The following is a 14,371-nucleotide window of genomic DNA, read 5'->3' as shown; positions in this document are numbered from 1 at the left end:
AATGAGTGTAGTGGGAATCATTGCCGAATTTAATCCCTTGCACAGTGGCCACGAGTTTTTGTTAAATCAGGCAAGGCTGCTGGCTGGCAGTAAAGATCCGATTGTGGTTTTGATGTCGGGAAATTATGTTCAGCGTGGTGAAATGGCAATCATGGATAAGTGGTCACGAGCACAGGCTGCGCTAAACAGTGGCGCTGATCTTGTTTTTGAGATGCCTTTTTCAACTTCGGTTGAGCCTGCTGACCTTTTTTCACTAGGGAGTATTAATCAGTTAGCTAAATTAGGTGTCAGCGATTTGGTGTTTGGTGTGGAAGATGCTACGCTTAACTTTGCCTATCTTGGTAGTAAAATTGCTGAAATCCCGCCTAATCACATGAATTTTAACGATTATAGTCAGACCTATTCAACTCAGTATAATGAGATGGTTGCGCGTGAAGTAGGCTATGAAGTTAACCAACCGAATGCAATTTTGGGGCTAGCTTATGCGGTTGCCAACCATAATTTGTGGACGCCGCTTACTTTGCATCCAGTTAACCGAATTGGCGCTGGCCATGATGATTTGTTGCAGCGTGAAGGTGTTGTGCAGAGTGCTAGTGCTATTCGGAATATTATTTTGCACCAAAAAACAGGTGCAGAATTGGAACAATGGCTGCCTAAGACTGAAGTAGCACAGCTGTATCGGCAATCGGCTTATCCCAACTGGAACTTGTTGTTCCCGTTTCTGAAGTATCGCCTTGAGTCTTCTTCAGTTGAAGAATTACGGCAAATCTACCAAATGAGTGAGGGACTGGAATATAAAATGAAGCAAGAGATTCATCGAGCACGTAATTTTACGGAATTCTTGCGCTATATCAAGTCTAAGCGTTATACTTATTCACGCTTGCGCCGATTAAGTTTGTATACTTTATTAAACGTGACCCAAGATGACATGCTGGACAGTTTTAACAATGAGGCATTATTCTTGCTTGGTTATAGCAAATTAGGCCGTCGTTATCTAAAAAAAATCAGAAAAGAGACAACTGCTAACGTTATTTCAAAGGTTGACCAGAAGAATACGCGTTCAGGTTCAATGCACTTGCAATTACGTGTAGATCGGCTGGTTGAGCAAATTTTGCAAGTTGACCAAAACTTTGGTCGCAGACCATTGGAGGTTTAGAGATGTTTACGATTAGTTTTTCGCAAGTAGAAAGCAGCAAGACACCACTGATGCACATTGAGCGTGAAGTTGCAATGCGACCAGAATTTTTGCAGCGCAGTCAAAAGCTATTATATAAGGTTGAAAATGTTCGTTTAGACGGTGATGCTTTTTATAATGAGCCATACGTTACTTGTGACTTGCACGTCACAGCTGATCTAGTTGTCCCGTCAAGTCGGAGCTTGGAACCAGTGACTTATCATGAGGATTTTCGTTTTAGTGAAAATTATTCTGAGGACGCAGTTTCTAAGGAAGAACTAGAGGCTAGTGAAACGCCGATTGTGCAAATTGAGGATGATCAAATTGATTTGCAAACAGCAATTGAGGATAATCTGCTCCTACACATTCCGACAACGATATTAACGCCCGAAGAAGAAGACCAGGATATTTATCCAGAAGGTAATGGCTGGGCAGTTATTTCAGAAGCAGAATTTGACGAAGGCAAAAAAAATCAGGTTAATCCGGCGTTTGCCAAATTAAGAGAATTGCTAGACCAAAAGGATAACCAGCAAGATAGAGATTGAATAAATTAAGTATTTTTAAGATAATTAAAGTTAAGGTAACTTAGAAGCTTAAGCTTGTTTTGCTTGCTTTTTTAAAGTATCCTTTAGTTATTAAATTAAGTTTAAAAATATTTTAGTTTTTGGTGTGAACAATAATTTTAAAAGGGATGGATAAAATGGCAAAGATACTAATTATTGAAGATGAAAAGAATTTGGCTCGGTTTGTCGAGCTAGAATTAAAACACGAAAAATATGAAACAGTTGTTGAAGCAAATGGTCGTAAAGGGCTAGAAACTGCATTGAACGAAGATTTTGATGCTATTTTGCTTGACTTAATGTTGCCAGACTTGAACGGTTTAGAAATTGCTCGGCGGGTTCGTCAAGTTAAGACAACACCGATTATTATGATGACAGCTCGTGATTCCGTAATTGATCGGGTTTCTGGTCTTGACCATGGTGCCGACGATTACATTGTTAAGCCATTTGCAATTGAGGAGTTACTTGCTCGTTTACGCGCTGTTTTACGCCGGGTTAAAATTGAAAAAGAAGCTTCTGACGATACAATTGAAAAGAAAGTCATTAAGTTTAAGGATATGACAATTGAAACGGCCAACCGGATTGTTCGTCGCAGCGATGGTAAGACTGTCGATTTGACGAAGCGGGAATATAACTTGCTCATGACATTGATTAAGAACAAGAATAATGTTGTTAGTCGTGATCAATTGCTTTCTAAAATTTGGGGACCAGGTTCAAACATTGAAACTAATGTTGTAGAAGTTTATGTTCGTTACCTTCGCAATAAAATTGACGTTCCCGGTCAACCATCTTATATCAAGACCGTACGCGGTACTGGATATATGGTAAGAGATGAAGATGATGAAAAGAACTAGAAAGCATGAACAAAGTAAAAAGGGGACCAAACGCTCATCGTTAATTGTACGGTGGGTCAGTGTCGTCAGTTTGACGATTATGGTCTCCTTTATTGTATTTTCAGTAGTTATTTACACGTTTGTTGGTCAGCAATCAATTGGTCAGCAGAAGGAAACTTCTAACCAAATGGTCGTGCAGCTGAATGAAAATCTCAGTTCTATTTCTGGTGAATTACAAATTGCGAATGTTGTTCCGGCGTTAACGCCCTCTGCTAAAAAGGTTTTACAGGGCAATCCTGTGATTAGTCGCGATGACCGAGCAAGTAATGCTTTTAACGACAACTTATTAGCGTCATTGACTAATCCTGACTTAAATGTTGTTGTTTATAACTTACAGCAAGAAGATGTCTTTGATAATGGTAGTGAAAATGAAATTCCGACATTTAAGGACTTCAAGGGTGAGTACAAGCAGGAACAGACTTTTCAAGATAATCGTCAAGAATTAATTACGTACCAAAAAGTACGTTCAATCAGGACCGGCAAATTAACTGGTTATATTGTGGTTGTTAACCGCATGACGTATTACAACGGGCTGATGAAAAACTTGCTTAAATGGATGGTACGCATTTCCATCATTGCAATTGTGTTATTTACGTTAATTGCCTTTATTATTGTGCAAGACATTGTCAGGCCAATTAAGGAAATGTCGAAGGTGGCGCGTGAGGTCAACGATGACCCGAATAGTACGGCGAGGATTGCTAACTTTCATCGCAATGATGAATTGCAAGAGTTGGCCGTATCCTTTAACCAAATGTTGGACCGAATGCAGCGTTATATTGACCAACAGAAGGAGTTTGTCGGGGATGTCTCACACGAGTTGCGCACTCCCGTGGCGGTAATTGAAGGTCATTTAAATATGCTTCAGCGGTGGGGCAAGGATGATCCTGAAATCTTGGATGAATCGATTAATGCGTCACTGCAAGAAGCTAAGCGCATGCAGCATCTGATTCAAGAAATGTTAGATTTGACGCGTGCCGAACAGATTAATGTTCAGTATCCGAATGCCGTGACTAAGATCTCAGAGGTTTTGAAGCGTGTGGTTAGTGACATGTCATTGGTTCATCAAGATTTTAATATTAGTCTTGACATGGATGATTTGCCGCAAGATACGGAAGTTCAGATTTATCAAGGCCATCTGGAACAATTACTTGTAATCCTGATTGATAATGGTATTAAATATTCAACCGACCGAAAGCAAATGAATGTCTCAGCTGGTCTTTCACAAGATGACGTCAATATTATTGTCCAAGACTTTGGTGAAGGAATTTCTAAGGTTGATCAGGACAAGATTTTCAATCGCTTTTATCGGGTTGATAAGGCTCGTACACGTGAAAAGGGTGGCAATGGTCTCGGCTTGTCGATTGCGCAAAAACTGGTTAACAGCTATCACGGCCAGATTAGCGTTGATTCTGTTGCGGGACAGGGCAGTCAGTTCAAGATTGTCTTGCCAGCGCTAACTAAACTGCAGGCTGACAAGCTGCGCAAGCGTGCAGAATCTGAAAGTAAAAAATAACAGACAATCTAAGCCTGGTAAATAATACCGATAATTAATTTTAATTTAATATTTTTGCAATTTTACTATTGTATACATTGAACTTTTATGTTTTAATAAACATTATCATTTAAGAAAGGACTAATCTCATGCAACAATCACTACAAGCAATTCAGCGATATTATGCAGGCGTTTTTTATACCTATTATGGTTAAATAACGTCCGTTGTATTAGATACGGACAAAATAAAGCCGTATCTAGCTCGCATATTGCAACCTGCTAGATTAATTAATACCTAGCAAGTGTGCATTAGCATGATTATGTTCTAAATATCAAGTTCCAAAGTGGGCATGTTAGGTTTTTAATCTAACATGCTCATTTTTTTATCAAATTAAGAGGAAACATCAATGAAAAATAAAAATATAGGAGATAAATTAGACTTTTGGTCTATTGTCTTTTTAGCAATTAATACTACGATTGGCTCGGGTATTTTCTTAACACCGGCTAGTGTTGTCGATCAAGCTGGAAGCATGTCGCTATGGGTTTACTTAATTGCTGCTATTTGCGCGGCTGCCTTTGGGATTTCATCGGCATCAGCTGCTAAATACGTTGTTAAGTCTGGTGCTTCATATGCATATTCGAAGGCGGCTTTTGGCGATAAGTTAGGCTTTTACATGGGTATTTTGCGCTACTTTGCCGCTAGTGTTACTTGGTCAGTAATGGCAACTGGCGTTGTTAAATCGACTATTTCTATCTTTGGTGGCAATCCTAATAACAACGTGTCATTAACCATTGGGCTATTACTCTTGGTCGTTTTGATTACTATAATTAATCTATTCGGTCAAAAAGTTGTCAAATACGTTATGAATATGGCAACCATTGGTAAGCTTGCGGCACTTATTTTGATTATCATAGCTGCAGTTGTTCTGATGTTGACTACTGGTGCAACTCATCACCTTGCAGAAGTTGACCAAATTAGACAAAACGGTCATAAAATTGTCCCCACATTAACTACTAGTGGTCTTGCTATGGCTGTGGTTTCTGCTTTTTATTCTTTCATGGGCTTTGAGTCAGTTGCTTCGGGTGCAGAAGACATGGAGCATCCTGAAAAGAATTTGCCGCGCGCGATCCCACTGTCGATTTTTATCATTGCTTTTATCTACATGGGGATTATCGCAGTTGCCCTAAAACTAGATCCACAGGACTTAATGACTACTAAGCAGGTTGTCGCAATCAGTGCAATTTTCAAGAACGAAATTCTTCGTGACCTAATTCTAGCTGGTGCTCTAATTTCAATGTTAGGTGTTAATATTGCTGAAAGTTTCAGTATTCCGCGAGTTCTAGAAGCAATGGCTAAAGAAGGACAGTTATCCCAAAAATTGACTAAAAGAACAGCAAACGATTTTCCGATCAGGAGTTACTTTATTTCAATAATTTTAGTTATTTTGATTCCAATGGCTTTTCAATTTAACATGACAAATTTGATTACACTAACTGCAATGGTTAGCTTCGTCGAATTTATTGTTGTTCCACTCTCTGTTATGCGTTTTTACCGGGGAACCAACAGGGAGCAGGTCTTAGATGCTCCTAAAAATGTTTGGACAGATATTATTATTCCTGTTATTTCAATCTTGCTCGTTGTCTTTTTATTAATTGAATACAATTGGAAAGTTCAGTTTGGCGTAATCGTCAACGGCCAAGTTGTTGGCATTAATTGGTACGCAATTGCCATGATGGTTGTAGGCTTTTTGCTGTTACCTCTTGCAATGGCACTATTAAATAAATTGGAAAATAGAAAGGCATAAGGAGGTTTTATCATGGGTAGAAATGTTTTTCCAACAGGAACGGTTATGTTCGATCCTGCTAAGGCGTGGAATGGCTATACTTTGTTTAATGCTGGCGGCATTGGTGCCGTGTTAATTGATATGTCTGGGAAAGTAGTCCATCAGTGGCGCGGGTTGCAGGGCTTTCCTAACAAAATGATTCCTGGCGGCAAAATCTTCGGTTCACTCAGATGTCGCAATCGGCTAGACGCCTACCAAGATTATGCTGATGTAACCGAGGTTGATTGGAATGGTAATGTGATCTGGAGTTTTAATCATAACCAAGAAGTGACGGATCAGGGCTATGGCAAAACTTGGGTCGCCAGGCAACACCATGACTACCAAATTGAAGGTAATCCAGTTGGCTATTTTGTCCCAGGTCAAACTGTTAAAGATGATTTCAACAAAGTATTATTGTTGACGCATAGCAATGTTAAAAAGCCCAAGATTTCACCACAACCCTTACTTGAAGAAGTTTTGCTAGAAGTTGACCGTAACGGGGAAAAACTCTGGTCGTGGCACATAACAGACCACTTTAATGAATTTCATTTATCTAATTTGCAAAAGAATGCTATTTTTCTGGATCCCAATACTCATGAGGATAGCTTTAATGGGGAGGGTGAAGGTGACCTGTTCCATGTTAATTGCGCTAGTTATTTAGGACCAAATCATTGGTTTGAAGAAGGCGATCCCCGTTTTAAGCCGGATAACATTATAATGGATTCTCGTGAAGCAAACATTATGTGGATTATTGACCATGAAACTGGCAAAATTGTCTGGCAAATTGGGCCAGATTATACCACAAGTCCAGCTTTGCAAAAATTAGGGCCATTAATTGGGATGCACCACACGCACATGATTCCGCAGGGCTTACCTGGAGCTGGTAATATTTTGGTCTTCAATAACGGGGGCTGGGCTGGCTATGGTGCTCCTGATCAGACTTCAAGTACAGGGGCGAAAACTAGTCGTATTGATACCTCACAGGTAATTGAATTCAATCCGGTAACTTTGGCAGTTGTTTGGTCATTTGGCGCAACGGATATTGCTGATAGTCATACTCCTTTTCACCGGCATCATTTCTATTCGCCACTTGTTAGTAGCGCTCAACGTTTACCCAATGGTAACACGCTAATTGATGAGGGAACAGAGGGGCGCTTTTTAGAGGTAACGCAGGATAAGGAAATCGTTTGGGAATATGTTTATCCCAACTTAGGTGACGGGCTGATCTTTCGAGCTTATCGAATTCCTTACGATTGGATTCCACAGCTAACTAGGGAAGATTTTCTGCAAGCAGTTATTCCTCCAGATAATGCTAATTTCCATCTTCCCGGAGCAGCTGACCCAACTCTGACAAAAGACAGTGCTGTTACTGTAGCGCAGGCAGCAGGATATAACACAACTCCAGCTAAGTTTAATGATGAAATTTAGCTAAATTAATAAGCACCAGATTAACTTAATCTGATGCTTATTTTGGTAAAAACCATTTATTTTAATGCTTATGATTTTGCTTACCCCTATTGCGGTTACGCAAATTTTCGTGCATTTCTTTTACTTGTTTATTTGCTGCAGGGGCTGCAGTTGTCTGGTCTAGAAGTTCGGCAACTTTAGCAGGTGTAACAATTTCTTTCATTGGTTCACGCTTAAGCTCTTCATCAACATTTTTCTTTACGCGTGGCATGATGATAAAGGTGACGATTACTTGCTGGATAATGGTAAAGAAGTTACCTGCAGCCCAATATAGTGCGACTGAACCGGAAACAGACATGGAAATAAATAGGGTCATAATTGGGTTAAGCAGCATCATTGACTGCATTTGCTTTTTTTGTTCCTTAGGAATTCCAATTAGTGAAATGTAACCTTGGATAAATGCAAACACAGTACCGATAATCGCCATTAGCATGGATTTATCACTAAGCGAAATTGTAAAGAAAGTCGAATTTGCCAGTGTCTTGGAATACATTACCGCTTGATAAATTCCGATCATGATTGGGAACTGGATAATCAGTGGTAAGCAGCCCATGCCGCCCGTTAACGACAAGTTATTTTGCGAATACAATTGCCGTTGCCAGTTGGCCAAAGTCATTTGTTGGTCCTGAGTTAAATCCTTCTTCTTCATTGCGTCTTGGATTAACTTCATCTGGGGCTGCAACCGCGCCATTTTTTCTTGTTGGGTTGTTGATTTCTTTTGCTGGTTTAACATTAATGGCAATAAAATCATCCGCACGACCAAGGTCATTAAAATAATGGCCCAGCCAGCGCCGTTTGCCCCACCGATAATGGCATAGCAGCGCAGCATGATGTTTTGCAAGGGCTTACCAATAAAGCTGTAGATCCAGCCGTAGATACCACTTGACGGCGGCGTATTCAATGCATTGCCGTTTTGCGCACAACCAGTCACAATTAACATGACTGCTAATGTTAAAGCAGCCAAACCAAGATATTTACGATATTTTTTCATTCAATTCACCACATTATTATTTTTTGTCAACATCTAATATAATACATGAAAACCGTGCATTTTGCCCGCATTTGTCAGTTTTTCTTTTTTAATTTTAGTTATTTTAGCAAATTGTGAAATGCTGTGGGGCAATTCTTGGCAAAATTGGTTAACATGATTGAGATCAGTTTGCAGTACAATAGTTACTGTTTGGTCCAAATTATTATGAACAGATCCAGTCAGCTGCATTTTGTTAGCTAAGACTTGGACGCTCCAGCGAAAGCCGACACCTTGCACAATTCCAGAAACGGTAAGTGCCCAAGTTTCCTGATTGGAATCGGCAGAATTATGATAGTTATGGTGGTTATTTTTGTTAAAAAAGCCCATAATTAGTCCTTTCTATAAATTATATACTTGATTTTACCATTTTTAAAATTGAATAGTTTACATTAAAATAGAGTCAGAGAAAGAGGTTTTAGCAATGGAACAGATTAGTTCGGTAAATAATAAGTTAATTAAGGATTTAGCTAAATTAAAGCAGAAAAAATATCGTGAGGAAACGGGATTATATTTAATCGAAGGCTTTCACTTAGTTGCGGAAGCAATTAAGGCAAGCCGCAAGTACTTCTATCTGTTGGGGACACAGGAAGCCTTAGATATAGTTGAGGCTGAAGATGAGGTCGATTTGACAGCCAAAAATGTTATTCTGATTAACTCTGCAATCGCGCGGCATTTGGCGAGTACCAAAAATTCTCAAAATATTTTTATGGTTTTGAAGATTGCCCAGCCGAAAGATTATCCGTTTAATTATGGCAAGTGGGTTTTGCTCGATCAGCTGGCTGATCCGGGTAATGTCGGTACAATTATTAGAACCGCTGATGCTGCTGGCTTTGATGGTGTGATTTTATCACCAAATAGTGTTGACTTGTACAATCCAAAAACGCAGCGAGCAATGCAGGGCAGTCAATTCCACATCAGTTTAATTGTAACTGATTTGCCAGCAGCAATTGCTTCGTTAAGAAATAATGGCATTTCTGTTTATGCCAGTATGCTAGACCGTACGGCTAAGCAACTGCCGGATTTTGCCCCAATACCGCAATTAGGCTTGGTGATTGGTAATGAAGCTCATGGTGTCAGTTCAGCAGTAGCACAAGCTAGTGATGAAAAATTGTACATTCCGATTAAGGGGCAGGCTGAATCATTAAATGCAGCAGTTGCAGCCGGAATTATGATTTATCATTTTGCTTAAATGCTAGGAGCAGGTACTTGTTTTTAGTAAGTGAATTAATTATAATAGTTGTCGAGAACAGAATTCGATAACGGAGGAATTGCTATGAGTCACAAAGGAAAATTTAAACAAACTAATGGTTGTCGGGCTTTAACTTATGAAGCCTGTCCACATTTTATTAGTGCGTTTCAAATCATTGGTAAGAAGTGGAATGGTCTGATTATCAGTTCCTTGTGCGATACGAATTACATGCGTTTTAAGGACCTAGCAAACTGCGTTTCTGCTTGTTCCGACCGAGTTTTAGTTGAACGATTAAAAGAATTAGAAAAGGAAAAAATTGTTAAGCGTTCAGTTGATGAAAAGACCAAAATTATTTCTTACGGCTTAACGAAAAAGGGTGCAGAATTGCAGCCAGTCTTTGACCAAATTCACGAATGGGCCGATAACTGGGTTTAAAAGTAAAATTTTACTTGCAACTTGTAGACAAAAGAATTATTCTAATAGTTAATTACTAATGAGCAAGACTAGTAACGGCAATCGTTTAGTTAGAGAAACCTTTTTATTGAGCTGAGAGAAAGGTTTAAATGGAACTGTGAATTTCATCTTGCCAGTAGAATCTAATCAATTCCGGTATTCACCGTTATCGAAAACTTGAGTGTGGACTTTTTTATAGTCCAAACTAGGGTGGTACCGCGTAGCTTCGTCCCTTTTTAGGGACGGAGCTTTTTTATTTGAAAGGACAAGTTTATGGACTTATTTGATCGGTTAAAAGAACTCCGCGATAAAGGCCTCGCTGAAATTGACAAGGCAGAAAGCGAAGAAAAGTTAAATGATGTTCGGGTAAAATTAGTCGGCCGTAAAGGTGAACTGACCGAAATTTTGCACTCGATGAAGGATGTAGCGCCTGAAAATAGACGTGAAATTGGTCAACGAGTAAACAAATTGCGTGATTTATTCAATGACAAGTTGGACGATGCCAAGAGTGAGATTGTCAAGGCACTTGTTGAAGAACGTCTTGAAAAAGAAAAGATTGATGTGACTTTGCCGGGTCGGGAAAATCATATTGGTTCAGAGCACCCGATTAATATTATTTTAGATGATCTTGAAAAGTACTTTATTGGCATGGGCTACCAAGTAGTTCAGGGTCCAGAAGTTGAAACAGACCATTACTGTTTTGAAATGATGAATTTACCTAAAGATCACCCAGCTCGTGATATGCAGGCGACATTCTATGTTGACTCTGAAGATTTACTGCGTTCACAAACTTCCGGCGACCAAGCTCGTGTTCTAGAAAAGCATGACTTTTCTAAGGGACCATTAAAGATGGTCGGACCTGGTAAAGTTTACCGTCGCGATGACGATGATGCGACACACTCACACCAATTTATGCAAATGGAAGGGCTAGTTATCGACAAGAACGTGACGATGGGTGACTTAAAGGGTACTTTGGAATTGCTAACTAGACATATCTTTGGTGAAGACCGGAAAACACGTTTGCGCCCAAGTTACTTCCCATTTACTGAGCCATCAGTTGAAATGGATGTTTCCTGTTTCAATTGTGACGGTAAGGGTTGTGCAATTTGTAAATATACTGGCTGGATTGAAGTTCTGGGTGCCGGAATGGTGCATCCAAATGTTTTGAAAAATGCTGGTGTTGATTCAAACGTCTATGGTGGTTTTGCCTTTGGTGTTGGTTTGGATCGGTTCGCGATTTTGAAATATGGAATTGATGATATTCGCGACTTTTACACAAATGATGTCCGTTTCTTAGAGCAATTCCGTAAGGAGGAAAGATAATGCTAGTTTCATATAATTGGCTGCAAGATTTTCTAAAATTAGATCAAGATCCTAAACAATTAGGCGAAAAAATCACACGCACAGGTGTTGAAGTTGCCGAAGTTAAGCACCCAGAAGAAGGATTGAAAAAGTTGGTTATTGGTCATATTATTGACTGCAAACCAATTGAAGGTACCCACCTTAATGTGACTCATGTCGATGTTGGCGAAGATGAACCTCATCAAATTGTCTGTGGTGCACCAAATGTTGCTGCTGGCGAAGATGTTGTTGTTGCCTTACCGGGCGCTAGGATTGCTGACAACGTTAAGATTAAAAAAGGCAAGATGCGCGGCTATGAATCCAACGGCATGATTTGTGGTTTACAGGAAATTGGCTTCGCTGACAATTTAGTTCCTGAAAAATACACGGATGGTATTTACGTCTTTCCTGAGGATGCTGACGTTAAGCCGGGTCAAGATGCTTATGAGCCATTGGGAATGGATGATTACATTTTTGACTTTGACATTACCCCTAACCGAGCAGACACCTTATCAATGGAAGGTTCCGCATATGAGGTTGGGGCCATTGTTGATGAACCAGTTAACGTTGAAGATGTAACTTTGAAGGCTGATGGTCCAGATTGGACGAATGATTTTACTGTTGAAGTCGATCCTAAACTAGCACCTAAATTTTATTTACGTAAGGTAACTGGTGTTAAAATTGCTGACAGTCCTTTATGGATGCAAAAGCGGTTATGGAATGCGGGTATTCGGCCAATTAACAATGTTGTTGACGTGACTAACTACATGATGCTGCTGACTGGTCAACCAATGCATACTTATGATGCTCGGGCTTTTAAGAGTGGCAAATTAGTTGTGCGCAAGGCTACCAAAGGTGAAAAGCTAGTCCTACTGAACAACAAGGATGTTGACCTTGATCCAAACGATATTGTAATTACCGATGGCGACCGAGTTGTTATGATGGCTGGGGTAATGGGCGGTCTTAATTCAGAAATTGAAGATGATACCACCGATGTTATCTTGGAATCAGCTATTTTTGACCCAACTTTAATCAGAAAAGCAGCCTTGCGCCACGCTAACAGAACCGAGGCCTCAAGCAGATATGAAAAGGGCATTAACTGGGATGCCACCATGCGTGCACTTGACATGGCAGCATTGTTACTTAGAAATAATGCCCAAGCAACAATTGCTGAAGGTGTGATTAAGGCTAGCGATGAATCACGCGAACCAGTTGTAATTAAGACAACCGCTTCGTACATTAATAAGACTTTAGGTACTGAAATTTCCGGTGATGAAATCTTGCATATTTTTGCCCGGTTAAACTTCAAAGCCGAACTTGATGGTGATAATTTGACTGTTGATGTACCAGCAAGACGTTGGGACATTGCTATTCCTGCGGACTTGGTTGAAGAAGTGGGTCGGCTATACGGCTATGATAATATCAAATCTACCCAACCAGTTTTAGCAGAAACCCACGGTGGCTACTCTAAAGAAGAGACAGTTTTGAGACGGATTAAAAAGGTCGCTCAAGGTCAAGGCTTGATCGAAGCTATTTCATATTCTTTGACTTCACCAGTTAAGGCACTTGCCTTTACTAAGGAACCTAAAGAAGTTGTTGAAGTGCAAATGCCGTTGAACTCAAGTCGTTCAACTTTAAGACAAAACTTGTTGACGGGGTTAGTTGATGCTGCTAGCTATAATATGGCGCGCAAGCAAAATCAACTGGCACTCTATGAGCAAGGGCGTGTTTATGACCATGATGGTGGTACTTACAATGAACACGAACACTTAGCAGCACTATACAGCGGTAATACTTACTTTGCTAATTGGCAACATGAAGATGAAAAGATCGATTTCTATTACGTTAAGGGCCAATTAACTAACTTACTATTGGCAATTGGCATTGACTTAAGCGAGGTTGAATACAAGGCAGAAGTCGTAGTGGGCTTGCACCCAACTAGAACTGCTGGAATTTACATTAAAGGCAAGTATGTTGGTTTAATCGGGATGATTGCTCACACCATTACCATGGCTGATAAGGCGCTTAATGGTGCAGAAATTTACGGTTACGAATTAAATCTGGATGAAATCATTCCGATGATTATTGAGCCGAAGACAGTTTCGACACCAGCGCCAAAATTCCCTGCAATTGAGCGTGACCTGTCAATTTTGGTTGGCGAAGACGTTACTAACCAGCAAATTGAGGATAGCATTAAAGCTAATGGTGGTAAGTACTTGCGCAATTTACGCGTAATTGACGTTTACCAAGGTACTCATATTGATAAAAATAAGAAGAGCTTGGCTTACAACCTAACATTCTTGAATGAAAAAGATACTTTGACCGATGAAATTGTCACTAAGGCAATGGGTGCGATTATGGCTGATTTGGAAAATAAACTTAGCGCAAAAATTCGTTAGAGGTTGACTTTGTGCTGGGAAATTAATATCATAGACCATTGCAAAGAAAATTTAACTTTAAGGAGTACATTTTATGCCTGAAAAATCATATCCAATGACTGCTGAAGGAAAAGAAAAACTTGAAGCAGAACTTAAAAATTTAAAAGTTGTTAAGCGTCCAGAAGTAATCGAGCGAATTAAGGTTGCCCGCTCATACGGTGACTTATCCGAAAACTCCGAGTATGATGCTGCTAAGGATGAACAGAGTCACCTTGAGGACCGGATTAGCGTTGTTGAAGAAATGCTGAAGTATGCTCACGTTGTTGATGCTAATGCTACTAATCCCGACGAAGTAGCTGTTGGTAAGACAGTTACTTATACCGAAGTCGGTGAAGACGATCCAGAAACATATACTATTGTTGGTAGTGATGAATCTGACCCACTAAACGGTAAGATTTCTAACGATTCACCAATCGCTCAAGCCATTTTAGGCAAGAAGAAGGGTGACCAAGTAACTATTTCAACCCCTGGTGGCAAGTTTGAAATTGTCATTAACAAGGTAGAAGAATAA

13 protein-coding genes are annotated in these 14,371 nt (G+C 39.8%); 11 read left to right on the top strand and 2 right to left on the bottom strand.

Translation table 11 applies throughout. The features are described from left to right. The first annotated feature begins 1 nt into the window (after nt 1). The 6 genes from OZX76_RS06650 (at nt 2) to OZX76_RS06625 (ending at nt 7,370) form a co-directional block, all read left to right on the top strand. Nucleotides 2–1,156, top strand: coding sequence for a nucleotidyltransferase (locus tag OZX76_RS06650; RefSeq protein ID WP_277178905.1), 1,155 nt, complete (start codon nt 2–4; stop codon nt 1,154–1,156). A gap of 2 nt (nt 1,157–1,158) precedes the next feature. Continuing rightward, nucleotides 1,159–1,719, top strand: coding sequence for a DUF177 domain-containing protein (locus OZX76_RS06645; RefSeq protein WP_277178903.1), 561 nt, complete (start codon nt 1,159–1,161; stop codon nt 1,717–1,719). Between the two features lie 155 nt (nt 1,720–1,874). Beyond that, nucleotides 1,875–2,588 carry a response regulator transcription factor gene (locus OZX76_RS06640; RefSeq protein ID WP_277178901.1) on the top strand — a complete coding sequence of 238 codons (714 nt, stop codon included), beginning with the start codon at nt 1,875–1,877 and terminating at the stop codon, nt 2,586–2,588. Next, nucleotides 2,575–4,140, top strand: a complete 1,566-nt coding sequence (locus OZX76_RS06635; RefSeq protein WP_277181516.1) for a HAMP domain-containing histidine kinase — start codon at nt 2,575–2,577, stop codon at nt 4,138–4,140. Before OZX76_RS06640 ends, OZX76_RS06635 begins: the two co-directional genes overlap by 14 nt. Nucleotides 4,141–4,526: 386 nt before the next feature. Continuing rightward, nucleotides 4,527–5,924 (top strand): APC family permease, encoded by a 1,398-nt coding sequence (locus OZX76_RS06630; RefSeq protein WP_277178899.1) that lies wholly within the window; start codon nt 4,527–4,529, stop codon nt 5,922–5,924. 12 nt (nt 5,925–5,936) lie between these two features. Beyond that, a complete protein-coding gene (locus OZX76_RS06625; RefSeq protein ID WP_277178897.1) occupies nt 5,937–7,370 on the top strand; it encodes an aryl-sulfate sulfotransferase in 1,434 nt (477 codons plus the stop codon). A 61-nt stretch (nt 7,371–7,431) separates the two neighbouring features. On the opposite strand, the gene yidC is transcribed toward OZX76_RS06625, so the two are convergent. Beyond that, nucleotides 7,432–8,400, bottom strand: a complete 969-nt coding sequence (gene yidC, locus OZX76_RS06620; RefSeq protein ID WP_277178895.1) for a membrane protein insertase YidC — start codon at nt 8,398–8,400, stop codon at nt 7,432–7,434. 33 nt (nt 8,401–8,433) lie between these two features. Beyond that, nucleotides 8,434–8,766 carry an acylphosphatase gene (locus OZX76_RS06615; protein WP_277178894.1) on the bottom strand — a complete coding sequence of 111 codons (333 nt, stop codon included), beginning with the start codon at nt 8,764–8,766 and terminating at the stop codon, nt 8,434–8,436. A gap of 94 nt (nt 8,767–8,860) precedes the next feature. On the opposite strand from OZX76_RS06615, the gene OZX76_RS06610 reads away from it, so the two are divergent. The 5 genes from OZX76_RS06610 (at nt 8,861) to greA (ending at nt 14,371) form a co-directional block, all read left to right on the top strand. After that, nucleotides 8,861–9,628: an RNA methyltransferase gene (locus OZX76_RS06610; RefSeq protein WP_277178892.1), complete on the top strand. Its 768-nt coding sequence runs from the start codon at nt 8,861–8,863 to the stop codon at nt 9,626–9,628. A gap of 84 nt (nt 9,629–9,712) precedes the next feature. After that, nucleotides 9,713–10,063 carry a helix-turn-helix domain-containing protein gene (locus OZX76_RS06605; protein ID WP_277178890.1) on the top strand — a complete coding sequence of 117 codons (351 nt, stop codon included), beginning with the start codon at nt 9,713–9,715 and terminating at the stop codon, nt 10,061–10,063. A 291-nt stretch (nt 10,064–10,354) separates the two neighbouring features. Next, on the top strand, nt 10,355–11,404 hold the full coding sequence (gene pheS / locus OZX76_RS06600) for a phenylalanine--tRNA ligase subunit alpha (RefSeq protein ID WP_277178888.1): 1,050 nt from the start codon (nt 10,355–10,357) through the stop codon (nt 11,402–11,404). Beyond that, the gene (gene pheT / locus OZX76_RS06595) at nt 11,404–13,821 is read left to right on the top strand and encodes a phenylalanine--tRNA ligase subunit beta (protein ID WP_277178886.1); all 2,418 of its coding nucleotides are present in this window, start codon (nt 11,404–11,406) and stop codon (nt 13,819–13,821) included. The genes pheS and pheT overlap by 1 nt, the downstream gene beginning before the upstream one ends. A gap of 73 nt (nt 13,822–13,894) precedes the next feature. Beyond that, nucleotides 13,895–14,371 carry a transcription elongation factor GreA gene (gene greA, locus OZX76_RS06590; protein WP_277142417.1) on the top strand — a complete coding sequence of 159 codons (477 nt, stop codon included), beginning with the start codon at nt 13,895–13,897 and terminating at the stop codon, nt 14,369–14,371.

Origin of the sequence: Lactobacillus sp. ESL0677, assembly GCF_029392875.1 — a bacterium.
GTDB lineage: Bacteria > Bacillota > Bacilli > Lactobacillales > Lactobacillaceae > Lactobacillus.
Note: the sequence above shows the minus strand (reverse complement) of the source record. Positions and strands in the feature narration are given on the sequence as shown.

Excerpts from the sequence above, each read along its gene's own strand:
- OZX76_RS06650 (WP_277178905.1), top strand. The coding sequence starts at position 2 with ATGAGTGTAGTGGGAATCATTGCCGAATTTAATCCCTTGCACAGTGGC.
- OZX76_RS06645 (WP_277178903.1), top strand. The coding sequence starts at position 1,159 with ATGTTTACGATTAGTTTTTCGCAAGTAGAAAGCAGCAAGACACCACTG.
- OZX76_RS06640 (WP_277178901.1), top strand. The coding sequence starts at position 1,875 with ATGGCAAAGATACTAATTATTGAAGATGAAAAGAATTTGGCTCGGTTT.
- OZX76_RS06635 (WP_277181516.1), top strand. The coding sequence starts at position 2,575 with ATGAAAAGAACTAGAAAGCATGAACAAAGTAAAAAGGGGACCAAACGC.
- OZX76_RS06630 (WP_277178899.1), top strand. The coding sequence starts at position 4,527 with ATGAAAAATAAAAATATAGGAGATAAATTAGACTTTTGGTCTATTGTC.
- OZX76_RS06625 (WP_277178897.1), top strand. The coding sequence starts at position 5,937 with ATGGGTAGAAATGTTTTTCCAACAGGAACGGTTATGTTCGATCCTGCT.
- yidC (WP_277178895.1), bottom strand. The coding sequence starts at position 8,400 with ATGAAAAAATATCGTAAATATCTTGGTTTGGCTGCTTTAACATTAGCA.
- OZX76_RS06615 (WP_277178894.1), bottom strand. The coding sequence starts at position 8,766 with ATGGGCTTTTTTAACAAAAATAACCACCATAACTATCATAATTCTGCC.
- OZX76_RS06610 (WP_277178892.1), top strand. The coding sequence starts at position 8,861 with ATGGAACAGATTAGTTCGGTAAATAATAAGTTAATTAAGGATTTAGCT.
- OZX76_RS06605 (WP_277178890.1), top strand. The coding sequence starts at position 9,713 with ATGAGTCACAAAGGAAAATTTAAACAAACTAATGGTTGTCGGGCTTTA.
- pheS (WP_277178888.1), top strand. The coding sequence starts at position 10,355 with ATGGACTTATTTGATCGGTTAAAAGAACTCCGCGATAAAGGCCTCGCT.
- pheT (WP_277178886.1), top strand. The coding sequence starts at position 11,404 with ATGCTAGTTTCATATAATTGGCTGCAAGATTTTCTAAAATTAGATCAA.
- greA (WP_277142417.1), top strand. The coding sequence starts at position 13,895 with ATGCCTGAAAAATCATATCCAATGACTGCTGAAGGAAAAGAAAAACTT.